General features: G+C 38.6%; 34 protein-coding genes. 6 read left to right on the top strand and 28 right to left on the bottom strand.

Annotated features, from left to right (window positions below):
- Window positions 1–40: 40 nt before the first annotated feature.
- The 13 genes from BLP50_RS11470 to BLP50_RS11410 all read right to left on the bottom strand — a co-directional run bounded on the left by BLP50_RS11470 (window position 41) and on the right by BLP50_RS11410 (window position 8411).
- Window positions 41–502, bottom strand: coding sequence for an HD domain-containing protein (locus tag BLP50_RS11470; protein WP_090154910.1), 462 nt, complete (start codon window positions 500–502; stop codon window positions 41–43).
- A 20-nt stretch (window positions 503–522) separates the two neighbouring features.
- The gene (locus tag BLP50_RS11465) at window positions 523–963 is read right to left on the bottom strand and encodes a DUF5680 domain-containing protein (RefSeq protein ID WP_090154860.1); all 441 of its coding nucleotides are present in this window, start codon (window positions 961–963) and stop codon (window positions 523–525) included.
- Between the two features lie 45 nt (window positions 964–1008).
- Window positions 1009–1818: a GNAT family N-acetyltransferase gene (locus BLP50_RS11460; protein ID WP_090154858.1), complete on the bottom strand. Its 810-nt coding sequence runs from the start codon at window positions 1816–1818 to the stop codon at window positions 1009–1011.
- A gap of 105 nt (window positions 1819–1923) precedes the next feature.
- Window positions 1924–2670 carry a MerR family transcriptional regulator gene (locus BLP50_RS11455; RefSeq protein WP_090154856.1) on the bottom strand — a complete coding sequence of 249 codons (747 nt, stop codon included), beginning with the start codon at window positions 2668–2670 and terminating at the stop codon, window positions 1924–1926.
- 87 nt (window positions 2671–2757) lie between these two features.
- Window positions 2758–2928 (bottom strand): chorismate--pyruvate lyase, encoded by a 171-nt coding sequence (locus BLP50_RS11450; RefSeq protein WP_090154854.1) that lies wholly within the window; start codon window positions 2926–2928, stop codon window positions 2758–2760.
- An 18-nt stretch (window positions 2929–2946) separates the two neighbouring features.
- Complete coding sequence (locus tag BLP50_RS11445) at window positions 2947–3393, bottom strand: GNAT family N-acetyltransferase (protein WP_090154908.1); 447 nt, start codon at window positions 3391–3393, stop codon at window positions 2947–2949.
- A gap of 52 nt (window positions 3394–3445) precedes the next feature.
- The gene (locus BLP50_RS11440) at window positions 3446–3862 is read right to left on the bottom strand and encodes a hypothetical protein (RefSeq protein ID WP_090154851.1); all 417 of its coding nucleotides are present in this window, start codon (window positions 3860–3862) and stop codon (window positions 3446–3448) included.
- 24 nt (window positions 3863–3886) lie between these two features.
- Window positions 3887–4354, bottom strand: a complete 468-nt coding sequence (locus BLP50_RS11435) for an NUDIX hydrolase (protein WP_090154849.1) — start codon at window positions 4352–4354, stop codon at window positions 3887–3889.
- A 130-nt stretch (window positions 4355–4484) separates the two neighbouring features.
- Entirely contained in the window at window positions 4485–5663 is a 1179-nt protein-coding gene (locus BLP50_RS11430) for an iron-containing alcohol dehydrogenase (RefSeq protein WP_090154847.1), read from the bottom strand.
- 91 nt (window positions 5664–5754) lie between these two features.
- The gene (locus BLP50_RS11425) at window positions 5755–6207 is read right to left on the bottom strand and encodes a GNAT family N-acetyltransferase (protein ID WP_090154845.1); all 453 of its coding nucleotides are present in this window, start codon (window positions 6205–6207) and stop codon (window positions 5755–5757) included.
- A gap of 28 nt (window positions 6208–6235) precedes the next feature.
- The gene (locus BLP50_RS11420) at window positions 6236–7072 is read right to left on the bottom strand and encodes a histidinol-phosphatase HisJ family protein (protein ID WP_090154843.1); all 837 of its coding nucleotides are present in this window, start codon (window positions 7070–7072) and stop codon (window positions 6236–6238) included.
- 9 nt (window positions 7073–7081) lie between these two features.
- Window positions 7082–7900 carry an MBL fold metallo-hydrolase gene (locus tag BLP50_RS11415; protein WP_090154841.1) on the bottom strand — a complete coding sequence of 273 codons (819 nt, stop codon included), beginning with the start codon at window positions 7898–7900 and terminating at the stop codon, window positions 7082–7084.
- Window positions 7901–7910: 10 nt separating this feature from the next.
- The gene (locus BLP50_RS11410; protein ID WP_090154839.1) at window positions 7911–8411 is read right to left on the bottom strand and encodes a GNAT family N-acetyltransferase; all 501 of its coding nucleotides are present in this window, start codon (window positions 8409–8411) and stop codon (window positions 7911–7913) included.
- 231 nt (window positions 8412–8642) lie between these two features.
- Here BLP50_RS11410 and BLP50_RS11405 point away from each other — a divergent pair, with 231 nt between their 5' ends.
- Window positions 8643–8963: a hypothetical protein gene (locus tag BLP50_RS11405; RefSeq protein WP_090154837.1), complete on the top strand. Its 321-nt coding sequence runs from the start codon at window positions 8643–8645 to the stop codon at window positions 8961–8963.
- 102 nt (window positions 8964–9065) lie between these two features.
- Entirely contained in the window at window positions 9066–9353 is a 288-nt protein-coding gene (locus tag BLP50_RS11400; protein WP_090154906.1) for a hypothetical protein, read from the top strand.
- Window positions 9354–9385: 32 nt separating this feature from the next.
- Here the strand turns inward: BLP50_RS11400 and BLP50_RS11395 are convergent, their stop codons facing one another.
- The 9 genes from BLP50_RS11395 to BLP50_RS11355 all read right to left on the bottom strand — a co-directional run bounded on the left by BLP50_RS11395 (window position 9386) and on the right by BLP50_RS11355 (window position 16457).
- The gene (locus BLP50_RS11395) at window positions 9386–9910 is read right to left on the bottom strand and encodes a nitroreductase (protein WP_090154835.1); all 525 of its coding nucleotides are present in this window, start codon (window positions 9908–9910) and stop codon (window positions 9386–9388) included.
- 34 nt (window positions 9911–9944) lie between these two features.
- On the bottom strand, window positions 9945–11366 hold the full coding sequence (locus BLP50_RS11390) for an urease accessory protein UreH domain-containing protein (protein WP_176753768.1): 1422 nt from the start codon (window positions 11364–11366) through the stop codon (window positions 9945–9947).
- A 94-nt stretch (window positions 11367–11460) separates the two neighbouring features.
- Entirely contained in the window at window positions 11461–11871 is a 411-nt protein-coding gene (locus tag BLP50_RS11385; RefSeq protein WP_090154831.1) for a flavodoxin family protein, read from the bottom strand.
- Window positions 11872–12032: 161 nt separating this feature from the next.
- Window positions 12033–12551 (bottom strand): hypothetical protein, encoded by a 519-nt coding sequence (locus BLP50_RS11380; protein ID WP_090154829.1) that lies wholly within the window; start codon window positions 12549–12551, stop codon window positions 12033–12035.
- A 1-nt stretch (window position 12552) separates the two neighbouring features.
- Window positions 12553–12975: a DUF4430 domain-containing protein gene (locus BLP50_RS11375; RefSeq protein ID WP_090154827.1), complete on the bottom strand. Its 423-nt coding sequence runs from the start codon at window positions 12973–12975 to the stop codon at window positions 12553–12555.
- 46 nt (window positions 12976–13021) lie between these two features.
- Window positions 13022–13252 carry a hypothetical protein gene (locus BLP50_RS11370; protein WP_090154825.1) on the bottom strand — a complete coding sequence of 77 codons (231 nt, stop codon included), beginning with the start codon at window positions 13250–13252 and terminating at the stop codon, window positions 13022–13024.
- A gap of 68 nt (window positions 13253–13320) precedes the next feature.
- Window positions 13321–14067 (bottom strand): alpha/beta hydrolase family protein, encoded by a 747-nt coding sequence (locus BLP50_RS11365; RefSeq protein WP_090154823.1) that lies wholly within the window; start codon window positions 14065–14067, stop codon window positions 13321–13323.
- Window positions 14068–14142: 75 nt separating this feature from the next.
- Window positions 14143–15585: a C40 family peptidase gene (locus BLP50_RS11360; protein ID WP_090154821.1), complete on the bottom strand. Its 1443-nt coding sequence runs from the start codon at window positions 15583–15585 to the stop codon at window positions 14143–14145.
- On the bottom strand, window positions 15582–16457 hold the full coding sequence (locus BLP50_RS11355; RefSeq protein ID WP_090154819.1) for an AraC family transcriptional regulator: 876 nt from the start codon (window positions 16455–16457) through the stop codon (window positions 15582–15584). Before BLP50_RS11355 ends, BLP50_RS11360 begins: the two co-directional genes overlap by 4 nt.
- Before the next feature lie 166 nt (window positions 16458–16623).
- On the opposite strand from BLP50_RS11355, the gene BLP50_RS11350 reads away from it, so the two are divergent.
- Genes BLP50_RS11350 through BLP50_RS11335 form a run of 4 tightly spaced genes read left to right on the top strand, consistent with a single transcriptional unit; the run spans window position 16624 to window position 20481 of the window.
- A complete protein-coding gene (locus tag BLP50_RS11350) occupies window positions 16624–17667 on the top strand; it encodes an iron-siderophore ABC transporter substrate-binding protein (RefSeq protein ID WP_090154817.1) in 1044 nt (347 codons plus the stop codon).
- The gene (locus BLP50_RS11345) at window positions 17664–18662 is read left to right on the top strand and encodes a FecCD family ABC transporter permease (RefSeq protein ID WP_090154815.1); all 999 of its coding nucleotides are present in this window, start codon (window positions 17664–17666) and stop codon (window positions 18660–18662) included. Before BLP50_RS11350 ends, BLP50_RS11345 begins: the two co-directional genes overlap by 4 nt.
- Window positions 18659–19678, top strand: a complete 1020-nt coding sequence (locus BLP50_RS11340) for a FecCD family ABC transporter permease (protein WP_090154813.1) — start codon at window positions 18659–18661, stop codon at window positions 19676–19678. The genes BLP50_RS11345 and BLP50_RS11340 overlap by 4 nt, the downstream gene beginning before the upstream one ends.
- Window positions 19678–20481 carry an ABC transporter ATP-binding protein gene (locus tag BLP50_RS11335; RefSeq protein WP_090154811.1) on the top strand — a complete coding sequence of 268 codons (804 nt, stop codon included), beginning with the start codon at window positions 19678–19680 and terminating at the stop codon, window positions 20479–20481. Before BLP50_RS11340 ends, BLP50_RS11335 begins: the two co-directional genes overlap by 1 nt.
- Here the strand turns inward: BLP50_RS11335 and BLP50_RS11330 are convergent.
- From BLP50_RS11330 to BLP50_RS11305, 6 genes are all read right to left on the bottom strand, one after another.
- Window positions 20469–21635, bottom strand: coding sequence for a PP-loop family protein (locus BLP50_RS11330; protein ID WP_090154809.1), 1167 nt, complete (start codon window positions 21633–21635; stop codon window positions 20469–20471). The genes BLP50_RS11335 and BLP50_RS11330 overlap by 13 nt on opposite strands.
- A 9-nt stretch (window positions 21636–21644) precedes the next feature.
- Entirely contained in the window at window positions 21645–22277 is a 633-nt protein-coding gene (locus BLP50_RS11325) for a precorrin-2 dehydrogenase/sirohydrochlorin ferrochelatase family protein (RefSeq protein ID WP_090154807.1), read from the bottom strand.
- A gap of 13 nt (window positions 22278–22290) precedes the next feature.
- Window positions 22291–23901 (bottom strand): spermidine synthase, encoded by a 1611-nt coding sequence (locus BLP50_RS11320; RefSeq protein WP_090154805.1) that lies wholly within the window; start codon window positions 23899–23901, stop codon window positions 22291–22293.
- A 104-nt stretch (window positions 23902–24005) separates the two neighbouring features.
- A complete protein-coding gene (nifU, locus tag BLP50_RS11315; RefSeq protein WP_090154803.1) occupies window positions 24006–24443 on the bottom strand; it encodes a Fe-S cluster assembly scaffold protein NifU in 438 nt (145 codons plus the stop codon).
- Between the two features lie 14 nt (window positions 24444–24457).
- Window positions 24458–25663 (bottom strand): cysteine desulfurase NifS, encoded by a 1206-nt coding sequence (nifS, locus tag BLP50_RS11310; protein ID WP_090154801.1) that lies wholly within the window; start codon window positions 25661–25663, stop codon window positions 24458–24460.
- A gap of 145 nt (window positions 25664–25808) precedes the next feature.
- Complete coding sequence (locus BLP50_RS11305; protein ID WP_090154799.1) at window positions 25809–26375, bottom strand: ECF transporter S component; 567 nt, start codon at window positions 26373–26375, stop codon at window positions 25809–25811.
- Window positions 26376–26381 lie beyond the last annotated feature (6 nt).

The raw sequence follows: 26381 nt of genomic DNA, 5'->3' as shown, positions 1-26381 counted from the left end.
CATACAATATCTATATTCCTTTGCAGCTTTTTTTAACTCACTAGTTTAGTCCAAGTTCTTTGCATAGATTATCGTATCTTTGCTGCTCTTTTTCCTTCACCGGCTTCGATGAATCTTTAAAGCAATGGTCAATTACATCTGCATCTTTTAACAACTCATCCATCGGTGAGTCAACCACCAGTTTATCATCATGATGATATATCGCAGAGCATATTAAATCCGTCTCTTCGCCCGTTGTTATATTAAGCTTGCCTAAGATCTCTCTTGCTAAATCTGCACCTAAATGAGCATGGTCATCATAAGAACCACTTTTGTATGCATGCATATCATGAAGCATGGCTGCCATAGCTGCCAATTCTTCATTCATCCCACGCTTTTTTGCTAGAATTGTAGCCGCAAGGGACACACCGTAAAGATGTGCAGTTGCACTCCCCCTCTTATCTTCTGCCAGCATCAAAAGCTCATTATCCACATACTCTCTTAATGTTTTTAATCTACTCATAGTCCTCACCCATCTCTGCTTTATTCCACAAGTCCACCGTGGAAAATACATTCATAGATCTCTTCGCCTTTATATGAAATAGTTTCTCGTCCATTAAACCACTTATAATCTCCATCGATTTTGCAATCATAAGTGTAGTCACCGTTAATATATTTCTCCGGCCCTCTAAAAGGTTTATCCTCAGGAACTAAAAGCAGTGCCTCCTTCAAAAAATCTCCACTGAAATTATCCCCAGTTACTCTTCCAATATAATTCATACTCCAATATGGAGTATCCTTAATCCAGAGAGCTTCCTCTCCGGCGAATTTTCCTGTTCCAAGATAGGTGTCATAATACATATAATCGCCATCTCTATAAATCAAATCATGGGATTTCTCACGAGATGATGTTGTCTCTGCACCCTTGCCTGCGTATGTTGCCTTCTTCGCCCTAATTAAAAACTCCACCAATTCTTTATCCATTTTTAGCCTCCTCCTTGTTGCCTACAATCTTTTCTATTTATATTTTTATAGCTCGACTACAACTGATTCTCCTTTGGAACAATCTCCATTAAGCCATTGCCATTTTTCATGTAATTCAATTTTTCCATTATCTTTTATAGTTGGAACACTATGGCATTTTCCAGCTCGAATCTCGTCATCCAAGTTCAGATGCTCGTAATAGAAATCAAGCTCTCCTGCTGCATCAACTTTTCCAACCATAAAACCAGTCTTCACTTCCCCGCCAGAATATTCAGCAGAAAAATCTGTTCCACTTTGGTGATAGATAAACACTGTATTACCATCAACCTCACCATTTTCAGTATTGTTTAATGGCACAAATTTTTTCCCATTGTAATCTATCCTTGTCTCATTCTTAGACAGTGCCTTTTCCATTACTTCATACACAAGAATTACGTCGTTTTCCACTGGATATTTGCAGTGTTCAATTGTTTCATATCCACGGCTTGAATATAAGTGACTTGCTGGCAAAGATGCATCCAAAACTGCTGACGAATAATTCAATGAAATATTCTTTTCCAAACAATCCATAATGTATGAACCATACCCCTTTTTCTGATAGGCCGGTTCAATATATACTCTAGTAATATGATTATCCTTATAGCAGCCAGTTCCAACACACTTTCCATCTACCTGAAGAATCCCAACTAGCTCATCCTCAATATCTTTTAAAATGTTTTCTTTGCTATGTAAATCACTAAAAAAATCTACAACTTCCTTTGGATAATATTGGGGATAAATCTCCTTGATAGAAGACTGAACTATTCCAAATACTGAATCTAAGTCCTTAGTCGTAGCGCATATATATTCTTTCATAAGTCTATTCTCCTCAAGTCACATCTTTAAGCCATCTTATTCCCTGTATTTGAACCAGTTACTATAGCTATTTTGATATCTAAATTTTCCATTTTGTTGATGCCTCTAATTCAATATCATCGCTGCAACTACAAAAACTGCAGCAACTATAACCATAGATATTATTAATGCTTTAATTCTATTTTCTTTCACCCACTTATACTTCTTGCTAAGAAAATATAGTGGAATACTTAATATACCTTCAACTGCTGCCAGAGCTAGTATTCCACACATTCCAAAGATAAAATTTTTCACGGACCATTCATTTCTTATTAAACAATAGATACAGCCAATTAAACACATCAGTCCGCAAAATTTTCCTATATCACTTGCTGAATTATAAAGATTGCCGTCTCTATCAGTCCAACCCATGAAACTGAAAACAACTCTTTTTTCAGTCCTTACTATATCTTTTGCAATATCCATGAACTTGCCGCCTTTACGTTCTTCATCCTCGAGGATATTCCAGTACTTATCAATATCAATACGATTTTTATCTAATGAATCATCTTGAATTTTCTTTGTTAGTACAATTGCACCGTTAAGTTCTTCCATCTGTGTTTGAAGCTTATTTATATTCTCCGCTAAAACTTCCGGCAAATTTCGTGCTCCATCTAAGATATCTTCTACATCATTTACAGCAAGACCTATCTTTCGCAAAAGTATTATTTCTTTTAGACGCGATACATCATCAGCTGAATAGTCACGATATCCATTGCTCCCTCTAATAGGACTTATGAGCTTTTCCCTTTCATAAAATCTAATTGTTGCTCTCGGAACTCCTAACTGTTGCTCCACATCTTTTATAGTCATATCTATGTACCTCCATTGATTTTATGAAGCAACTATAAGGTATAAACAAAGTTTACAGTCAATCAAAAATCGCAAAATTTATACTGTTTATACAATAAAATACTGCATTAGCTCATATTTCAGATTAGTTCCTTCTTCTATATCAGCTGGAAGTAGTGCCCTAGCCACAAGTTTTAACTCGTCTGAATCAATATCTGTTCTTTTTAAATTCGCATAATCCCCGTCAATAGATACGACAGTGTAGTACCAAGTTTCCATATTCTTCTCCTTTTATAATTACTTTTCCATATATACAAAGACTAATTCATCATCAATCTTCTTTTCGTCAAATTCTTTATAACCTAGCTTCTTGTAAAGCCTAATATTATCAACACTCCTTGTGCTGGTAAAAAGCTCGTATCTACTATCAGGAAAACTTTTTTCTATTTCCGCTAATAATTTGCTTCCATATCCCTGACATTGATAATCAGGATGCACCATTAGCTTTCCAATATATACCGTGTTTTTCTCTTTTTTAGCTCTAACAGAGCCTACAATAACATTATCATCTGTGTGCATCTTCAAGATTATGCCATTGCTATATTCATCCTCAACCTCTTCAATAGTCTGCTTAAGTGGTGGAATATCATCTGTTCCAAATAGTGCAGCCTCGCTTTGATACGCCAAGTACTGCAACTTTAATATCTCATCTAAATCCTGTAATTCTGCTCTACTTATTTTCATTTTTTTGATCCTATAGCTCATTAAATCTAGTTTCCTTCAAATCCCAGACGCTCTACCATCTCTTTTCAAAGGCAATTCTCACCGCAGCAATAAAACCAATTATTGTCACGAGTGACATAACACATTTTTCAAAAACAGTACCTAATAACTGCTGAATAATTCCAATAAAAGATAATGGCAACAAGACAATCAAGAACACTGATACAACAATTCCCCAAAACTTATTAAACTTGATTGGGATAATCTGACTTGCAATTAACGTAATTACGATACTGATAAGTAAAATTATAATTGATGAAATTGAAGTCTGCTTAGCAACTTCAAAAGATTCTGACCGTCCACCATTTATCCAAAGGTATGGTAAAACTCCTGTAATCACTAAAATATGCACAATTATTGTAAATAGACCTATAGAAACAGAAATATATCCTGCCTTTTTTAAATTGAATTTTCTAATCCACGCTAACATATTAAACTTTCCCCTAAAAAGCTCTTATTTAACAATACAATCATTTCCACCAGCGGCCCAGTCTCGGATTGGGCGAGCATCAGGATAAAACAGTTCATCTGGAATTTCATTTCGTGCGAAGAAGCGATGCTCCAACACTTCAGAATCCTCATCTGAAATCACGCCTTCATATTCTGTGGCTCTAAAAATAACAGCTAACGAATATACCACATCGTCATTGGGATAATGTATGACTCTATCCTCACCCGAGTACAATCCAAAAAGCTCTGGGTTAAGCACATTTATTCCAACTTCTTCACGGATTTCTCGCTTTACGGCTTCAACATATGTCTCACAAGGCTCCAGTGCTCCGCCTGGTATACACCACTGACCATTATCGCTTCTCTTCTGTAGAAGAAGTTCACCTTTTTCATTCTCTAGGAGCAAACCGCAGCCCACACCTACAATTAAATCATGACCTATTACTTTTCTTAAGTCCTTAATATAATCCATATTCTCTATTCCTTTTATTTTTGATTCCTATCTAGCCTGCCAGTGCTATTCTTCTCTGTGTGCCATTCAAATCTCACTATTTAATACACATACCACTATTTTAGACCTCTTCTTACATGTATTATCGCTCCTACATACTTGCCTTATAAATTGCAAGCATATCTGCTTCATTAAGCACCTTTGCAGAGCCTTTTTCTCCGCCAACTCCGATAGCACATTTTTTTGCCATAAGGGCAAGCTCATCTTCTGTAGGGTTAATGCCTAATTCACGAAGATTTGTAGGCATCTCAATTTGTCTATAGAAATCCTCTACTGCATCAATTCCGCGAAGTGCAATTTCCTCATCTGAGCCGCTGTTTTCTACCTCCATGACATTTAATGCAAACTTCTTGAATCTATGCAAACAGTTCTTATATACATATCTAGCCCAACTGCCCCAGATAGCAGCAAGACCTGCACCATGGGCCACATCGTAAAGACCGCCAAGCTCATGTTCTAGCTTGTGAGTCATCCAGTCACCGCCATCATTACCACAGCCTGTAAGTCCATTATGGGCAAGACTTCCCGCCCACATAACTTCTGCTCTAGCATCATAGTTCTTTGGATCTTTGTATAAAATAAGGGCATTTTTCTTGACGGTGCGAAGAAGCCCCTCTGCCAAAGAATCTGTAATTTCCATATTTCCACCATTTGAAAAATATCTTTCCATGGTGTGCATCATAATATCAGTACATCCACATGCTGTCTGATAGTCTGGCAATGTCATAGTCAACTCCGGATTCATGATTGCAAATTTTGGACGCCCAAAATCACTGCTGTATCCACGCTTAACAAGACCATCCTCTTTAGTAATTACTGAAGAATCACTCATCTCGCTACCAGTGGCCGCAATTGTAAGAATTACTCCTACTGGAATACAGCCTTTTGCCTGTCTTTTATAATCATAAAAATCCCATACGTCCCCTTCGTTGGCTACGCCATATCCAATTGCCTTAGCTGAATCGATGGCGCTTCCTCCACCAACTGCCAAAAGGAAATCAACGCCTTCCTTCTTGCAAAGTTCTATTCCCTCGTATACTAAACCAAGATGAGGATTTGGAACTGCTCCACCTAATGTTACATAGCTAATTCCTGCTGCGTCCAAAGTGTCTGTCACCCTCTTTAAAAGTCCAGAGCGAACAACACTTCCACCACCGTAATGAATTAAAAGCTTTGTACCACCAAACTCCTTTACTAAATCAGCAACCTTTGCTTCAGTATTCTTTCCAAATACCACCTTTGTAGGTGTAAAATAATTGAAATCAAACATGTAAAAACCCTCCTCTAAAAATCTGTTTCCTCTTACATATTATTTTGTAACAACACAAGTAACAACCCCATTCTGTTATAAAAAACTCATGCTAAAGCTTATACTGCATAAAATTTCCGTTATGAATAAATCCATATGACGAGTACAGCTTCACACCCATATCTGAGGCAGTAATCTGTACTGTTCCGCAGCCATAGTTTCTCGCCTCTTTAACCACTCTATCAAGTAGCTCCTTTGCTATTCCTCGTCTCCTGTACTCTGGGTCTGTGTACATACTAGAAAGTAATCCCATCTTTCCAGAGGGACAACCAAAATATGGAGGCTTCTCTACAAATGACATTCCACTTGTTCCGATGATTTTTTCTCCATCAAAGGCTATCCAAGATACAAATGTCCCATCAGCCATATGCCTGTCATAATAATCTCTAAGAGCAGGTGCCAAATCAATCTCTTCCTTAGCCCCCTCCTCTCGAAGTTGCGTAATTCGCATTTGAATAAATGTTTCTAAATACTCTTTGCTAAGTCTCCTATAATCAATACCCATAAAACCTCCCATTTAAAAGCCATTAAATTTAAAGCAACCCAACTTGTTCCCACATACCCTCTTGTGGATTTGAGCTAAGTCGCGCAACATGGTCATAACCTAGAGATAATAAAATATCTTTGGCCTGTGAATACCCAGCGTCTAGCAGCTTAGCATCATGACAATCAGAATTGATAATCACTTCTCCTCCCCATTCTTTCCATTCCTTAAGCAAAAATGTTGCTGGATATGGGGCTTTCATATACCCTCTTGCCACGCCACCGGTGTTTACCTCAAGAAAAGCATTTGTTTCATACATATCTCTCAGCGCCTCAAGAGCCATTTTTCTATAGACCAAAGACTCTTCATCATATAGATGCAATATGGAATTGTTGTATCTTAATAAATCAAAATGCCCTATTATCGCAGGCTTAAAATCAAGCACATAATCTCTAAACAATGAAAAATATTGCTTAGCCATTTCTAGCCCACTGCCACCGCAGTATTCATCAATATATTTCTGAAGCTCCTCAGCTGCTCCATCAACCCCAACATAACTTCCATCTGGTTTCATAAAATAATGAACTGATGCAATAAAATAATCATAATCGGCTACATCTGAGCAACTATATAAATCCCGTTCAATCCCAAGATACACAGCCATCTTTCCCTTGTAGTCTTGCTGGATTTTTCTTATTTCTTTTTTATAATCACTTTCTCTGGATGGATTAATACAATGTGCCTCATCAAAAGTCTGCGGTGCATGAGATGTAAAACCAAGAGAAACAAATCCCAATTCACATGCCCTTACAGCTAGTTCCTCTGCCGTAGACTTTCCATCACAAAAAGTTGTATGTACATGTGCTGATGATAAAACCTCTCCCATACAATTCCCCTAAATCTCTATCTGCAGTCCCACTTTCATCTGTTCAATTCTATCCCCAAGCTGTTCCTTTAAAATTTTAAAGGCTCTTCCTCTAGTACAGTGTCCTGTACAAATATATTCTATTGATGTTTCTTTAATTGCAGTGGCTACATCTAATATTTCTTCATCAGTCTTGTTAAACAAATGAAAACCGCCAATATATCCATATATTTTCTTTTCAGGAAATGCCGCTTTCACCTCGTTAATGATATTTATAACCCCTCCATGTGAACAGGAATTAATAATCAATAATCCTTTATCTGTATCAACTACAAGACTTTGCTCATGGTCAAAATCATCAAAGCTCCATTTCCAGCCAGTCCTCCTATACATTTTTTCTCGTTTTCCAATGTTAGAAAGCCCCGCTGTAGTATGTGGCACTAGATATACTCCATCTGTAATTTCGTATAACCCTTCTACCTTCTCTATTCTATCTGCATAGTCCTCAAGCATTCTCTTTGGTATGCCAATATATTTCTTAAAAATGAATTCCTTATCATAACAATTTGCAGCTGTATTTTCTCTAACAAAAAGTTTTGCCTTTGAATTGTTATCAAAAAAACCAGGCATGCCGTTGGCATGATCATAGTGAGCATGACTAAGGACTGCATAATCTACCTCTGCAACATCTTCTCCCAGTCCTTTCATATTCTCAAGGAAAAGATTGGACCCGCCGGCATCCACAAGAATCTTCTTTCCATTATATTTAACAAGAAGGCTCAGTCCCCATTCACCACATAAATTTTCACTTGCTATATTGTCAACTATGACTGTTATTTCTGTTTTCATCTTCTATTACCTACAATTTTTTCTCCATCAAATCGAATCGACCCTTGCGCCAATCAGCAAAACCCCTGGCCTCATAGCCATTGTGGCGATACAAGTTTTGCGCAAATGGATTTTCTGTAAAAGTATCTAGTCTAACAGATTCATATCCCATATCCTTTATCTGGTTCTCGATGTGAATAAGAGCTGCCTTTCCTATGCCCTTATTCTGGAAACGTGGTGAAACGCAAAACCTATGCAATACATAGGCTGAGTTATCATCGTATTTCCAATTTGCATTGCCATACTGCTCGTCACACTCTCCGCTAATAACATATAAAGCAACTAAGTTATCCTCTTCGTATGCTACGTATAGTGTCTGTTTTTCTATATCAGATTCAAAATCTCCTCTAGCAGGATAGACATCATCCCACTGATAGATTTCATGTCTTTCCATTTCCTTAACTGCATCCCTTATCAATACACAAATATTGTCCAGATCACTCTTTGTTCCTAAGCGATATTCAATATTCATTTTTCCTCTCCTTGCAAGTAAATAGTCATACTATCAACTAATTAATTATGCTAATTGTATACTTTCCACCTACTAAAATAAAGATTAAATTCCCAATTATTATTAGTTCGAGTAATTGGTTGAAAATTTATTTTCTGTTCGATTGAAAAAAGAGAAAGCAGGGTGTATATTATTGATACAGATATAGAACATATTTTCGGAACTAATATTCGAAATTTCAGGAGGTTGCCTATGGATTACAAGATAATAGCTGTGGATTTCGATGGTACTCTCTGCTTTAGTAACTGGCCAGAGCTTGGGGAGCCTAATACCAGGTTGATTCAGTATCTTCAGGCTCAGCAGGCCGCTGGCAATAAAATTATCCTATGGACATGCCGAGCAGGCGATGCCCTGTCTTCTGCTCTTGATTGGTGTGTTGAGCAGGGGCTTTGTTTTGATGCTATTAATGACAATCTACCTGAGATTGTAGAGCTCTACGGTAACAATTCCAGAAAAATAACCTGTGATATTTATATAGACGATAGGAATATGCTGCCAGAGGCAGTGTGCTAGCTGCTTTCCTAATCTTGGTGAGCACAGCATGACGGCTACATATCTTCTATAGTTTCGATACTATTTTTACAAGAATGGAAGTGACCATACATGTACTACAAAATGAAAAATGTTTTTGACAATATAGATGTCATCTGCCAGATAAAATCAGATGGCTCCGCCATCCCACTGAAGTTCCGCCTTCAAAATGAAGACGGCCTATTTGAAACCTACTCTATCAAGACCTACAAGCCAGTCCCCAAGCAGGGGACCCGCACTACTAAGGACGGCATATACGTTAGCAATAGCACCGAGATATTTGAGTGTCGAGTGGTGATTTTTGGAACTGAGCGGACTGTGCGACTCTACTACAGTCCTAAAATAGATAATCGCTGGAAATTAGCAATATAATAGGCTGCCACTTCTGTGACAGCCTGTTATCATTAAATGCAATATACGAAATTTTCTTTTCTAGGAGCAGCATCCTTTGCTGGTTCTGCTGCATAGCCAATGGCACAGTGACCGATACCTTCGTAGTCACCTTCGATACCGAGCTTCTTGAGTATGTTCTTACCAAATTCTGATTCGAACTCTTCCTTAGCTCTATGGATCCAGATGCTTCCTACGCCTAGGCTTTCTGCAGCATTCATTAGATTGCCCATTACAAGAGAACCATCATATAAATAAGTTGGAACAGACTTGTTAGCAAGTACGATTAAGATAGTTGGAGCTCCGTAGAATGGATCAAATCCCTCTGGTGCACCAAAAATCTTAGCATTTTCCTTAGCAAGCTCGTCACGGAGTTCTTTATCAGAAACAGCGATGATAATAGCGCTCTGCTTGCCCATACCTGAAGCAGCATAAGTTCCTGCTTTAATAATCGCCTTTAAATCTTCTTCCTTAACTGCATCAGACTTGAACTTTCTGCAGCTTCTTCTAGATTCCAATACCTTTAATGTCTCATTCATTTTAAAATCCTCCTTTGAATATTCCATTAAATTCTTATACGTTCTGTCCACCATCAATTACATTAATTTTACCTGAAACCATTCCCATCCAGCATGTATAATCAACTGTACCAACATCTCCTGGGGTGAATTCAATTATATTTTCGCCAGGAACGAAATCATGGGAAAGCCCATATTGGTTCAGTATCATTCTGTAATTACATCCTGTAATACTGCGCTCATCAGCATTGATTGTCCATTTAACAGGTACTCCGCTATAAACAGTAATCTCTGGATAATATCCAAGCTCTAAATTACTCTTTACCTCCTGGTACGCTCCATCCTCAGATAGGACTGCTGTATTTAATAAACTATTGCTATCATCTGCTGCCTCATCCTCTACAGGTGCCTCCTGAGTTTCTTTTGATGCCACTTGATTTATTGAAGTAGCATTGACACCGGACAAATTAAGTCCTTGGGAAATCATAACAAAGCCAAGAACTGACACCAAAACAGCACCTGCATACATAACTGCCTTGGTATATTTCTTTCCAATAGCAGAAACTATAGTGCCAAGTCCCAGCATCAAAGGAACCGTTCCTACGCTAAACACAAACATAGAAGCAGCACCCACTATAGGATTGCCTGAACCTAAAGCAATAATCTGCATGGACTGCATTGGACCACACGGCATCAGTCCGTTAAGTAAGCCAATTATAAATGGTCTCTTTTCTGCAATCCTTTTCTTAGCAATGAAACCTGCCAATTTCTTTGGGAGTCTAATCTGCAAATATCTCAACCATGGAAAAAGATTGAGCATATTAATTCCCATGATTACCATAAGAACGCCGGCAAATATTTTTAATACTCCCTGTAAACCAGTAGATACTCCTACTCCATTTTGACCTGTAATAAGCATTCCTATACCGCCTAGAATAAAACCTATAACTGTATAAGAAACAACCCTGCCGGCGTTATACATTAGCGATGGCCATATAGCTTTAGAATCACTATTCCCAGAAATACTCTGTGACAAATTGATTCCACCGCACATGGAGATACAATGGACAGAAGTAAGCAATCCCACTACAAACAGCATGCCGTAACTCATACTCGAATCAGCAAGCTGGCTTGGAACTAGTAAATTCAACACTCCAAATCGCTGAAACAAAACATATAAGAGAATAATGAAAGAAAAAGTAGCAATGGTTCTTTCGAAATTAAATAACGTATTTTTCTCACTGACACTATACCCTAGTTGCTCAATTATCCTATTAATCTGCTTTAGGGATATTCTGTCAGCATCATAGGTCACGTCAGCAGTGCCCCGATTATAAGACACTCGCACCCTTTTTATTCCCCTTGTTTTAGATAGCTTTGACTCAATCTTGTGTTGGCAATTAATGCATGTCATCCCATCAATTGCTATTATCTTGTGTTTTACTTCCATAAGTAATTGGGATCCTTCTCTAGTCATTCTCATATACCCCCATCGGGTATATGAGTTGATATAAATATAGACCTACTGAACCAGTATGTCAATAGGTCTTGATTAAATTTCGCGCAATTTATTATCCAATAATCTTTTTCGCAAACTCAGCTGCTGCATTTGCATCGTCGGCATTTGGTCTGCCCTTGTGAAGTCCCTTGAACTCGCCCTTGCAATGGAACTCTCTCTCGTCCATTGGAATACCTACTTTGTCAGCCTCAGCCTTAACCTTCTTGTATGTAGAATTAAGCATTGCTGCTGAGCCAAAGTTAACAATCTTGCCAACAAGATTCTTATCTAGTGAAGCTACAAAGCTCTTAACCTCTGGATCAATGCTAAAAGCATAGTATGAATTTCCAAGGAAAAGAATATCTACCTGCTCAGTAATTGGCTCACTAATTGGCAAAGCATCAACTCCAACTACATTAGCAATAGCCTCAGCAAGTCTCTTAGTATTTCCTGTCTTTGTGTAATATCTAACAGCGCATTTCATGATTAGTCCTCCTTTAGATTTTGTATCATTATATTGCGTGCAATCTATTTTCTTTATAATAACTCCTATCACCTATTTTTGCAAGCCTATTTTTTTAGAATGTTCCGCAACAAAATAAAGGACTCTATGACTAGAATTTTTCTAATCATAAAGTCCTAAAATTAAAACCGTTTCATTACATTTCGTATTGGCTTGTACAGAACTAGCATTAAAACAAAATTTCCTACGCAGTGAATCATATCCCACATTATTCCTGCAATCCACCAAGGAAAGGCGGTGTTAAATCCTGCTGCAATTCCACCTGAGCTAAATCCTATGAAAAAATAGGTTATGGAACAAAGAGCTCCAAAACACAGGCCAAATATTCCTGAAAAAATTGCCCAGAATAATGCTGAATCTTCTTTTCGAAATAGCCAAGTCAAAAGCACAAGCAAAGGCCAGATGTATAGATACATTATCCACCAGGTATTCATGCCGTAGATAATGCCCTCTACTAAAATAAACGCTGGCACTACCGCTATAACCTTTCTTCCAAAATATAGGGTAAACATAATCAACCAAAATGTGGTCAACTCTACATTTGGCATAAAGCTAAGAACTGCCTTACATACTTCTATTACTGCAATCATGGCACCGATTAGTGCAATGTCTTTGGCAGAAAAACGAAACTTGTCTTCCATACTATTCAGCCGCTTCATATGACCAAGTATAAGTATCTCCATCAGTAACTGGCTGCTCTGTCACTCCATACTGACCATACTCACCATTTACATACAACGCCCAGTAAGCACCATCCTCTTCATAGATAGCCTGCTTGCCATTAATAACCTGCACCATGAGACCATAACCGCTATCCTTGCCGCTGAAAGAAAAGCTATCATCTGCCTCCGCCAAATCATCCATGGCATCCTTCAAATACTCAGCATCTGTATCAACATCATATTCTGTACTGTTTCCACTTTCATCTACAACCTCAATAACAATAGCCTTGTCACCGGCTGTACTCTTGGCTGGAAACTTGCCATATAAAAGTGCAAATGCTGCAATAAGCACTGCTAAAACTATGGCTGAGATAACTATCTTTTTCGTGCTATTATTTTTCACTTCAAAATTCTCCTTTGCTTAATTTCACAATGTCCCCATTGTAGCCTTAAGCATTTTCATTGTCCATACCAGTAGCATCATCCTCTTTGGCTTTGTTCTTCTTTTCATTCTGATAAACGCCATATTTCCAAAGGCAGTAAACAGCAATTGGAATACTAGCTCCTATTAATAAGCCCTCGAAAAAGCTTGGCATATCAATTGCCCCACCTATAGCAACAAGAGATGCTGCTACAATAAATCCTAGATAATACTTTGTTGCATTGTCCACTTTTTTCATTTTTTACCCTCCACTTTTGTTATTTATTGAAACATTAACTTACAACATACATTATATAACCCCATATATTACTTCATATCCTCAGCAAAAAACTGATATACCGCATCTGCCATCTCATCCATATGGCGTCCGTAGCAATGATCATCATCTTTTATTGGAACAAGCTTTGCGTTTTTATAAAGCTTTGCAGCCTTTTCTCCATAGAAAAATGGGACCACCTCATCTGCTTCACCGTGAACTATTAGAACCGGACCATTATATCTTGCAATCTCATCCTCCACATGAATTGTCTGAGCTACTCTAATATAATTTCCCGACAGATTCCAATCACCGGATGATACAGTCTCAGGAATATTGTTCACATCGAAGGTCTGATCTAGAACGGAGCCTTCTCGACAGATTTCAGGAATCATCCAAGCTGGTGATAATGGAATAATTGCCTTAAAAGCAGTGTTGCACATACCACCTATAAGCATTGTCAGAAGTCCGCCCTGAGAGTGTCCGCACAAATATAAATCTGTTACAAAATCTAAAGTCTTGGCATAATCAACTACAGCAAGAGCGTTTGTCACCCATTTATAAAGTGTGTGATTTTCAAACTGCCCATCACTTTTGCCATGACCATACATTTCTGCGCGAAGCACAGCAACCCCAGCCTTATTGATAGCCTTTTGAACAGCTACAATATGGTCCTCTTCCATGTGACCAGTAAAGCCATGAATCAGAATACAAAGAGGTCCCTTTTCAAACCCCTCTGGAAAATCCAATTTGGCATGCAACTTAATCCCGTCACAATCAATGTAAAATTCCTTCATTACCACCATTCTCCTTTTGCCTTTATTTCTAGTTTATTACATACACATATACGTATGTTACTATTAACTACCCCTCTAGTTGTTTGCAATCACCCATGGCATAACTACACCATTAATGTTTTCAAGCCATGTAGTTCCGTTTTTCCTTCTAACAGTAAGTGGTGTTACTGCTACTGTATTTTGAACTCGAACATCAAGATATCCTTCACTGTCAGCTGTTGAGCCTAATGCACTTATTACATAAGATGTGCCATTTACAGTGCCAAGATAAATCATAGTATGACCTGAAAAATAAAGAGGAGTTCCTGGTGTACAACCAGAAATTAATGCTGCCTTGCTTGCACTATCGTACTCGCCAACATTTACGCAAGTGCCAGGCACTTCCTTCTGCCAGTTAGTATTTCTAGGCATTTCTAATCCAAAGCACTTATAAACATTTCTAACAAATGCAGAACAGTCTACAGAATCAAGCATACCGCCCCATCCGTATGTATCTCCAAGATATTTAAAAGCTAAATCAACTGCATTAGCTGATGTCATAGGTAAATATCCCTCGTTTACATCTTTATTCTGAGCAATTAATGCAATCTCCTTAACGCAGCTTCCGTCTGCACCTCTAGTTGGAATATATACAACATAATTATTCCATGTTCCTCGCATTGAAATATTTCTAGGAATCTCTGATTCTGGAACTAATTTAAGAGTGGTTCCCATAGTCAACTTCACACCAGATACACTAGGTGCATAGTGTGACTCAGAAAGTGTGAAATAGTCTGTTGTTACCACAATAAAATCCTTGTTGGATACACCTGTCTGCCACATATTAAGCCACTCAGCCTTGCTACCGCAAAAAGCTAAATCGCTTGCAAGTACCCAACCAGATACGCTATTAGAATATCCCCAATAGAAAACCTTATCATTTATAACAGCTGTCTGCTTTACAATAAATGGCTCATTTACTCTAAGGCTAGATAAAGTAACCTCATCGTCTGAGTCTGTTTCATCATATCCAATATAATCAGCTGTAGGGATTGATTTGATTTGAGTCTGACTAACAGCAAGAGCATATTTAGGCCCAATTACTCCGTCCCAGCCTGTAGCTGAAACCAACTGGGAAATAGCCCCATAATATGTAGCTGTGTCTGTCTGAACGCCATTAACAAAAATAGGTTTCTCAGGCTTCTCAGAAATAATAGCGCTAGCAAGATTGCCTTTAAGCTCTGAGCTGTCAAAGCTAGCATCCATAGCAGTCAAATCGTTCATATGACAATCAGCTGCCTTTAATGCTGCACTATTAAAAGAATTTATTTGATTGGCATCCATTAAAACTGTGCCATTTGTATCGCCAGATAAATTATTCCAATATGTAGGATTACACATTTCCTGTGTAACTGAACTCTCTGTAGCTACCTCAGCATGAACAGCACTAGTACCTACGCTTGCTAACAATACTGCAGCAAGTGCTACCATAGATAGTGCCTTAACAATAGTTCTTCCATGTCTAGTTAATCTAGTCATAATACCTCCTTTTCCTTTACACGTAAGCTCCTATACTCCCCTGGAGACATACCTTTTTCGGCGCGAAATACTCTATTAAAGCTAGGGATACTTTGAAATCCCGCAAGCATCGCAACCTCGGTAAGTGGTCTATTGTCCAGACTCAACAGTTCTGTAGCCTTTTCCATCCTAATCATGTTTAGCCATTTGCTATAATTAGTGCCAGTAACTGTCTTGAATAGTCTGGAAAAATAATCCTTACTAATACCGGCCATCTTTGCCATAGTCGCCTGTGACAAATCGTCAGCAGTAAGGTTATTTTTAATGTAATCAGTAACTGATATCATACGTCGCATGATATCTTCATTATATCCATTATTATCTAGAGAATTAATTTCTGGGGCAAACTCATTTTTATGCTCATCTAGTGTAAGCATAAACTCCATAAGAAGCATGCAACATCTCAGCTCTTTATCAGATGAATCTGAAAAGAAAATGTCTCGCATCTTATGAACAATCTCCTGTAGCTGTAAAACTAACTGCCGATGATTATTTACGCAAAGCACATGAAGATTTCGATAAAAATGCATGATACGTTGAAGATCAAATAATGAATTCATAAAGGTATTGCTAAATTGAATAATTAACGCCTCCTCCAAATTCGTATCTACTACCTCATGCATCTCTCTAGGCCAAACCAATACAAAATCACCTGACACTAAATCGTAGGTATTTTGATTGACCATGAATATATGCCTATCTCCTGGCCCTACTAAAATAATCTCTCCATAGGAATGCCAATGCCTCTTGTAATTGCGACCTTGATTTCCCATGAAAATATTAATAGCGCCTACATCATGTAAGCCTTGCATTTCATACTGGCTAAAGTCCATCCCATAAACCCCACATAATAGATATATTGCCCTTAATTGTATTTTTTTTGCTGTATATTGTCAATTTTCCAGCTTTGGGGTTTGACCCCTCTAACTACAGTATGTTATATTAATCTGCGATTAGACATACCTAATTAGTAGGTAATTACAGGAGGAAAATAATTAAATGAAAAATAAACTACTTGCTCTTATGCTTTCTATTGCAACAATAGCAGTTGTATTTACAGGCTGTAAATCAGACACTGCTACTGAAAACACACAGGCAACAAACGAGGCTTCTGCATCATCAACATCTGATGCGCAGTTTCCTATCACAATAAAACATGCTTTTGGAGAAACAGTTATTGAGTCAAAACCAGAGAGAATCGTTACTCTCTCATGGGCAAATCAAGATGCTATTCTTGCACTTGGTCAGATACCTGTTGGTGTGTCTGCAGCAAACTATGGTCTTATGACAGACAACAAGCTTCATCCATGGACAGATGATGCATTTAAATCTCTTGGTGTTGATTCTCCTAATGTATTCAATGACGAAACAGGCTGGGATTATGAAGCTATCGCCTCATGTGAGCCAGACATTATTGTTGCATCATATTCTGGATTTACTGAGGAAGAATATAATTTGCTATCAGAAATTGCACCTGTTGTTCCTTACATTGAGACTGCATGGAAAACTGACTGGAGACAGCAAACTATCGTAAATGCCACAGCCATCGGTATGAAGTCAGAAGGTGAAGCACTTGTAGAACAAACAGATAAACTTATCAGTGAAAAGCTAAAGGAATACCCAGAACTGGAAGGTAAATCTGCCGGATATTTCTGGATTTCACAGGATGATATGAGCACATTCTATGCTTATCTTCCTAATGATCCTAGAGCATCTTATCTAAATGACCTAGGCCTTGCTACACCTGAGAGTATCCTCTCACTAGCCCAGAGCACAGAGGATTTTTCCGTAACTATATCAAGAGAAAATTGTGACCAGTTAAATGACGTAGATATCATGGTAGTATATGGCAATCAGGGTCTTCTTGATGCATTGCAGGCTGACCCACTTATGAGTCAGATTCCAGCTGTAAAAAATGGAGCTGTTGTACTTATTGATGAGGAATCAGCATTAGCTGCTGCAACAACACCTTCCATCCTTTCTATCCCATACGCCATTGATGACTATCTTGAAGTTTTAAGTGAGGCTGCAAAAAATAAATGATTAATAGAAAAATCCAACTAGCTTATATAATTGGAATAGCAATACTAATTCTCACTCTTTTTATATCAGTAACCTACGGTGTAAAATCCGTAGGTTTATCTGATGTTATAGAAGCTTTTTTCAATTCTAATTCCACAGATTACAATGTAAACATTGTTCAAGCCCGAATTCCACGGTCTGTTTTTGGACTTATAGCAGGAGCAGCCCTTAGCATATCTGGATTACTTATGCAGTCGATTACCAAAAATCCTATTTCCGACCCAAGTATTCTAGGTGTTAACACAGGTGCTGCTTTATTTATTGTTATAGGAATCGCATTTTTCAATATTCAATCAAAGCTTGCTTATATTGGGGCATCCTTTATAGGTGCGATTATAGCAGCCTTATTTGTGTACAAGCTGGCATCTGCAGGATATGGTGGCCCTACACCTATTAAACTTGCTATTTCAGGTGCTGCCACAAGTACCGCTCTATCTTCATTTGTAAGCCTTATCATCATGCCAAACTCAAGTGTTATGACCACATATAGATTTTGGCAAATAGGAAGCATCGGTGGAACATCATTTGATGATATTAAACTTGCTCTTCCATTTATCTTAATTGGAATAACCATCAGTCTTTTAATATCAAATAATCTCGATACTCTTCTTCTCTCAGAAGATACTGCTACTGCACTTGGTCTAAATGTAAATCGTACAAAAGCCATTGCTGCACTCTGCGGAGTTTTGCTATGCGCAACTGTAACTGCACTTGCAGGACCAATAAGCTTCATAGGACTAATGGTTCCACATATTATAAGAATGATTTTCTGCAGCAATCATTTACATCTAATAACCCTTAGTGGCATATACGGTGCCTCTATATTATTAATATCTGATGTGCTAGGTCGTATACTTGGTCGCCCTGGAGAACTTGAAACCGGAATTATGACCGCTATAATAGGAGGCCCTGTCTTTATCCTCATCATCAGAAAAGCGAAGGTACAAAGCTTATGAAAAACAACAGTCTCTTTGATGGAGTAAAAAGTCGAAGAAAAAAATATATTTTATGCTTGGTGGCCCTTGCAGTAATAGTTCTATTTCTCTTTTGCCTAAATATGACAATCGGTGAGAAAAACTTTACGCTCTTACAAGTTATAAACACACTAACCGGCCGTAGTACAGACGGCTCTTACTTAATTACCAAGTTAAGACTTCCCCGCTCATTGGCCGCAATATTTTCAGGTATAGCTTTTGGAGTGGCAGGAAATATTTTTCAAACTCTCCTGAGAAATCCTTTGGCTAGCCCAGATATCATAGGTGTCTCATCAGGATCAACAGCTGCCGCAGTATACTGTATTTTATTTCTAAATATGAACCGCGGCTTAGTGTCTATTGTTGCTGTTGTGGCTGGTGTATTGACATCTGTTTTAATTTACAGAATTGCCTTCATCAATTCATTTTCCGCCAACCGATTAATTCTAGTAGGAATCGGCGCTCAGGCAATTTTCACTGCATTCATAAGTTGGATGATTATGACCGCTTCTGAATATGATGTGCCCACAGCTATGAGATGGATGAATGGCAATTTAAATGGGATTGTCACAGATTCTCTGCCACTTTTGATTGTTGTTGTATTTACTTGTTTGGCAGCAATCATTTGTTTGAGGCACCCAATGATCTCCCTTACCCTTGGAGATTCCTACGCCACAATACTTGGAATCCATGTGAATCTAGTTAGAACAGCTCTTATAGTTTTATCTGTTGTTCTAATCGCTTTTGCAACAGCTATAACAGGACCTATTGCATCTATTGCTTTCCTATCCGGACCAATAGCAAAAAGAATCTGCGGTCACAACCAGGCCAATATTCTCTCCTCTGGGCTTGTGGGTGCCATCCTAGTTCTTGCGGGAGATTTTGTGGGTCAGCACCTTTTATACACTCGTTTTCCAGTAGGTGTTATAACAGGTCTTCTAGGTGGGCCATATTTGATTTACATTCTTGTAAAGCAAAATAAAGGAGGACAATTCTAATGAGTTCAAATACATTAATTGCAAAAGATGTTATGGCCGGATATGGTCAAAAAAATATCCTGCAATCAGTTAACATACATATTCCTGAAAATAAAATAAGCGTAATCCTTGGTTCAAACGGAAGTGGTAAATCAACTATGCTAAAGACCTTTTGCAGATTGATGGCACCATCTGCCGGTGTAATTACCCTTGATGGCACTCCTCTTGCTCAAATCAAATCAAAAGACATTGCCAAGAGTATTGGTCTTCTTCCACAGACCAGTATTGCCCCTGAGGGGATTAAAGTCGCTGAGCTTGTATCAAGAGGTCGCTATCCCCACAGGCAATTTATGACTGGTCTTACCAAGGAGGATTACAAGGCAATTGAAGAAGCTATGGAGGCTATGAAAATAACGGAACTTGCTGATAGAAGTATAGACGAACTTTCTGGCGGACAACGTCAAAGAGTTTTCATTGCCCTTGCCCTAGCTCAAGAGACAGATATTCTCTTTTTAGATGAACCTACCACTTATTTAGATATTGCTTATCAAATAGAAATATTAGATCTTTTAAAAGAATTGAATAAAAAAAGGGGAACCACCATTGTGATGGTCCTCCATGATATTAATCTTTCAACAAAATATGCTGATTATCTATTTGCAATGAAAGATGGAAAACTTATAAAACAGGGTACTCCTTCTGAGATAATTACAGACGATACTATCAAAGAAATATATGGAATCGACAGTGTCATTATTCCAGATCCTATTTCAAATAGTCCTCTTGTAATCCCAGTCAGCGCCCATGACAACTATTCATCATAGGTATCAAGGAAATGATGCTTAACTCCATCTTGCTTGTAGGCAATAACTGTAGCTAGATTAACATTTTCCACGCTGCGGAAAATATTGGATTCCACATAAGGATTAACCTTTTTAAGCTCAGCAATGAGATTTCTAGTCTCAAGTCTCTTTGATGCGCTGGTACCATCAACTGAGCAGCTGTCGCAAGTCTCAGTAAAGTGACAAGCACACTGCAGGAAGTGAAGGCCATTGTATCTCTGCCATGCGATAATATCATCCTGGCGAACCAGATAGAGTGGCCTAATCAGCTCCATGCCCTCGAAATTAGTGGAATGAAGCTTTGGCATCATAGTCTGCACCTGGGCGCCGTAAAGCATTCCCATAAGAATAGTCTCGATAACATCGTCATAATGATGGCCAAGAGCTATTTTGTTGCATCCCAATTCCTTGGCCTTAGAATACAGATGTCCTCTTCTCATTCTGGCGCAAAGATAGCATGGGTTCTTATCTACTGTATCAACCGCATCAAATATATCGCTTTCATACACAACAATAGGAATGCCCATAAGCTTGGCATTGCTCTCTATAAGTTGTCTATTTACCTGGCTATACCCAGGGTCCATTACAAGAAATGTCAGCTCAAAATTCACCTTCTGATGGCGCTTAATCTCCTGAAAAAGCTTTGCCATAAGCATGGAGTCCTTGCCACCGGAAATACACACGCAGATATGGTCTCCCTCTTTGATAAGCTCATACTGCTTGCAGGCTCTGGCAAATGGTGAAAAAAGAGTCTTGTGGAATTTCTTTCGAATGCTTTTTTCTATCTCAGCTGTCTTCTCAGAAAGCTCTGCCTCTCCCTCAGATTCCTGCTGCTCCATAAGTGCTGAAAGGTAGCTATTATATCCACCCTTTAAGCTAACAGCATCAAATCCCTCGTCGCAAAGAAGCTCAGCATCATCCACTGAAATCTGACCTCTTGTACAGTACAAAACAATCTTTTTCGATTTATCAAGTCTAGCTATGACACCCTCAAAATCCGTCTCAAAAAGCTCGTGAGTAATGCTGATGGCATTTGGAATCATTCCATATTTGAGACTGCCTTCATTTCGAATGTCGACTAATACATAACTCCCTTCTGCTAATTCTGTTAATTCCTTATAAGATATTTCTTTCATTATATTCCTCTACAAAGTCATACTAATGGCCCCAAGCAACTCTTCTATCTCCTCGTCTGTTGGGATGCCATCATAGCAAAGGGCATAGTCAATAAGCTGCTCGAATGCACTCTTGCGACTAGACTCCAGTGGGAAAAGCTCCTTGATTGGCTGACGCCAACGACCAAGAACTTCATTAAGTTCACCAAGCCTAGGTGTAAGTATTTCTTTTTCTTTATTCTTAAGATATTGAGTAAGGGCAGGGCTATTGCCTCCACTTGAAAATGCACCTACAAGATTCTGCTCCTTGATATAAGAAGGAAAAATAAAGCTGCATTTTTCCTGGTCGTCAACTACATTTACAGGTATTCCACCCTCTGAGCACATCATATAAATCTGCCCATTTAATTCATTGTCGCTTGTGGCAACAATAACCAATTTTCTATCTTGCAAATCAAATGGCGTAAACTCTCTCTGCTCAAGAAGCAAGTGATCCGTCTCCTCTGAAAGAGCTGCCAAATCCATTGAAATCTCTTTTGCAATAACATGGACTTTTGCGCCAAAATCCAGAAGAACGTTAACCTTTCTAAGGGCTACAGAGCCTCCGCCTATGATCAGACAATTGGCGTCTGTCAAATCAACAAACATTGGAAAATAAGCCATAAAATCCCCTCTCTTATATCAATTCTAAAAGTCCCGAAAGACCCTTATCCTTATATATTCTTTTATAATAATTTACTTCATCCACGATAATTTCGTCAATTATTTGCATACCTAGAAGCTCAACCGGAGCTTTGTCATCAGTCATAATCAAATCACCTGGATTGTACGCTTGCAACCCCTCATAGGACTTACCCATCATATATCGTAAATCCGAATCAGTCTCTCTATTAATAGCCCCTTCTAGATTAGCCACTATCTCCGAATTAAAGCTAGCGTATAAAACTCTGTTGCTCCATCCACTAACATCTGCTGTGTAAATGCATGGAAATACACTTCCTATAGTATCAGAAAGGTAATCATTAATATTTCCTGGGGTATCACTTCTCATATTAAGATTTACTACCATCACTCCATTTTCATCGAGATGGTCTGCTACCAACTGAAAGAACTCCTGGGAAGACATCTGAAATGGAATGGTAATATCCTGATAGGCATCCACCATAATCACATCGTATTTTTCATCAATAGCATTAAGATACGCCCTGCCATCGTATGTAACAACAGAAACATCCTCTGGCAGTTCAAAATACTTTGTGGCCAAATCGGTGATTTTTCCATCAATCTCAACACCGGTAATATCTACATTGTCAAAATATCTCTCACACTGAGTAGCAAATGTTCCACTGCCATTTCCAAGGATAAGTATCTTTAAAGGTGTCTCCTTCGCCTCTTCATTTGCCATATAAAGTGACGCCATGGCATAGTCGTAGTACAAGCCGGTAGGCCCCTTTTCCTTTTGGTATACCGACTGTACGCCAAACAACACATTGGTAGAAAGTGTCACCTGTTTATCGTCCTCATACACCTGCAGGTAGTTATAAATAGATTCACCCTCATAGTTAAGATTAGTCTGCCAAAAAGCAAAGCTATTGCTATGGCCAAGTAGGCAGCAGACTAAAAATAGCACTATGCTAATAGGAACCCTCTTGGCCTGTGAAAAATTTATCTTTGAACTTACAAAATATACAATGCAAAGCACTAAAAGTATTCCAGCAAAAATCAAGAATGTAACTGCTGTGCCCACTGCAGGAATACTAATAAATGTAGGCACGAAGGTGCCGATGATACTTCCGATTGTGTTGCTGGCATTGAGCTTTCCAACTACACTTCCGCTGTCATCCAAGCTATCCACAGAAAACTTTACAAGGGAAGGAGTAACTGTTCCCAAAAGAAATAACGGAAATACGAATAGCACCATGCAGGCAACAAATCCAGCAATAACAAGGAAATGATTGCTAACTGCAAAAATCAGAAGCGCCGATATTCCAATAATTATATATTTTCCAACAACAGGAATAAGTCCTATCCAAATGGCTGCTATCACAATCCTCTTATAAAGCTTATCTGGATTGGGATCCTTGTCTGCCATCCTGCCACCATAAAGGTTTCCAAGCGCCATGGCTATCATGATTGTTCCTATTATAATGGTCCACACTATTTGTGATGAACTAAAATAAGGCGCCAATAGTCTGCTGGCACCTAGCTCTACAGCCATAACTGACATTCCTGCGAAAAACTCTGTCAAATACAGGTAAATTTTATTTTTTAGTATTGGTCTTTCCATTATTGTCCCCCACCTTATAATTCAATTGAATTAATTATATGGTGTCCTCTATTCTATTGCAATAAAAAGGTCAGGAGGTATTTTCTCCTGACCACACCCTTTAGTTACTGTAAATGACAAGCTTCGCAGTCATGATCCTCTGGGAAATCAGCTGGATCATATTCGATTCCATTCTTGTCATAGTAATCCTTTACTGCTGACTTGATTGCCTCCTCAGCAAGTACTGAACAGTGAAGCTTGTGAGGTGGAAGTCCATCTAACGCCTCTGTAACAGCCTTATTTGTAAGCTGTAATGCCTCAGAAAGTGGCTTGCCCTTAATGAGCTCTGTAGCCATTGAGCTTGATGCAATGGCGCTACCGCAACCAAATGTCTCAAACTTTACGTCGTTGATAACCTGCTCGTCGTTAATCTTTAAATAGATTTTCATAATATCGCCGCAGACTGGATTTCCTACTTCTCCAACTCCATCAGCATCCTCTATAACTCCCACATTTCTTGGGTTTCTAAAATGGTCCATAACCTTTTCACTATAAAGTGCCATTTTTCATTTCCTCCTTATACTGCTTTATGCTCTGAAAAAACGTGTGGTCTCTTGCCAGTTGTTAAATCACCCCAGAATGGTGAAAAGCTTCTAAGATACTCTACAACCTCTGTTACAGATTTGATGATGTAGTCTACCTGCTCCTCATCTGCATCCTCTCCAAGAGAAATTCTAAGAGAACCATGAGCCACCTCATGTGGTCTTCCGATAGCAAGAAGTACATGGCTAGGATCAAGTGAGCCTGATGTACAAGCTGAACCTGATGACACTGCAATTCCCTTGTCATCTAAAAGAAGAAGCAATGACTCTCCCTCAATTCCCTCAAAGCAGAAATTAACATTTGACTTTACTCTCTGATGTCTGTCGCCATTGAGCTCTGAATAAGGAATCTTTGAAAGTCCCTCAATAAGTCTATCCTGAAGCTTCTCAAATTTTGCATTGTTCTCATCCATATGCTCAACAGCATCCTCAAGAGCTACTGTCATACCAACAATACCTGCAAGATTTTCTGTACCTGCTCTCTTACCTCTCTCCTGTGCACCACCATTGATGATGTTAGTAAGAGCAACACCGCCTCTAGCATAAAGCACACCAACGCCCTTTGGCCCGTGGAACTTGTGAGCTGAGATTGAAAGCATATCAATATTCTGCTCTACAACATTAATATGAATATGACTAACAGCCTGAACTGCATCTGTGTGGAAAAGAACACCCTTCTCCTTGCAAATAGCACCGATTTCAGCGATAGGCTGAACTGTTCCGATTTCATTGTTAGCGTACATGATTGTTACAAGAGCTGTATCCTCACGGATGGCATCTGCAACCTGCTCAGGTGTAACAACACCATTCTCATGTACATCAAGAAGTGTTACTTCAAAGCCTTCCTTCTCAAGAGCCTGAAGAGTATGAAGTACTGCATGGTGCTCAAACTTTGTTGAGATAATATGCTTCTTGCCCTTCTTCTCTCCAAATCTGGCAGCTGATACGATAGCCTGATTGTCAGCCTCGCTACCACCTGATGTAAAGTAAATCTCACGTGGCTTAGCGCCTAAGATTTTTGCAATTCTCTCTCTTGATTCCTCAAGAATCTCCTTTGCCTTCTGTCCTACTGAATATAAGCTAGATGGATTTCCATATACTTCTGTGTATATTGGAACCATTGCATCTAATACATTTTTACTAACGGCTGTTGTTGCCGCATTATCTGCATAAACAAACATTATCTCCTGTTCCTTTCACATTTTTTATCTTAAATATATTTACCTACTGGTTAAATATGTGATTACTATAAAAAGAATCGCCTATATAGTCAATAGGCGATTTCACTTTTTTTAATAGATGAAATATTTTATCAATAATAGCCTCTTATCGAGAAAGTTTAGTAAGCAAAGGATAGAGAACTGTGGAAATAATTACTCCAAAAACTCCCTGTATAATATTTGGAATCAAGCCTGCTGTAGCAGCCACAAATCCAGCTTGTACTGAGGAGCCATTTACAGTGGCAAGCATGAAAATTTCAAAAAGGAAATATCCAGCCACCATCACAGCCTCTCCTGTTATTCCTGAAATAATCACTGGCGCAGGATTGGTTTTTGAAGAAATAACCTTTTTCATAAAAACAAAAACAAAATACCCTACAAACGCAGTCAATGCCTTAATGACAAAAGTGGCAGGAACATAAATAAAATATCCGCCAATTAAATCAGAAAGAGCTGAACCAATGCCTGCTGCCAAGCCTCCCCAAATAGGCCCTAGTAAAAGACCCGATAACAAAACAAATCCGTCTCCTGGATGAATATATCCATTTGTCGGTGTTGGAACTTTTATAATCATAGTGCCCACACATGTAAGTGCAGCCATCAAAGAAGCAATAATCAAAGTATGAGTGGTTTCAGTTGCGTTAGTTTTTGTGCTGATAGATGTGTTTTTCATGATGTC

The organism is Pseudobutyrivibrio sp. AR14, from assembly GCF_900101325.1.
In the GTDB taxonomy this organism is placed as follows: Bacteria; Bacillota; Clostridia; order Lachnospirales; family Lachnospiraceae; genus Pseudobutyrivibrio.
Note: the sequence above shows the minus strand (reverse complement) of the source record. Positions and strands in the feature narration are given on the sequence as shown.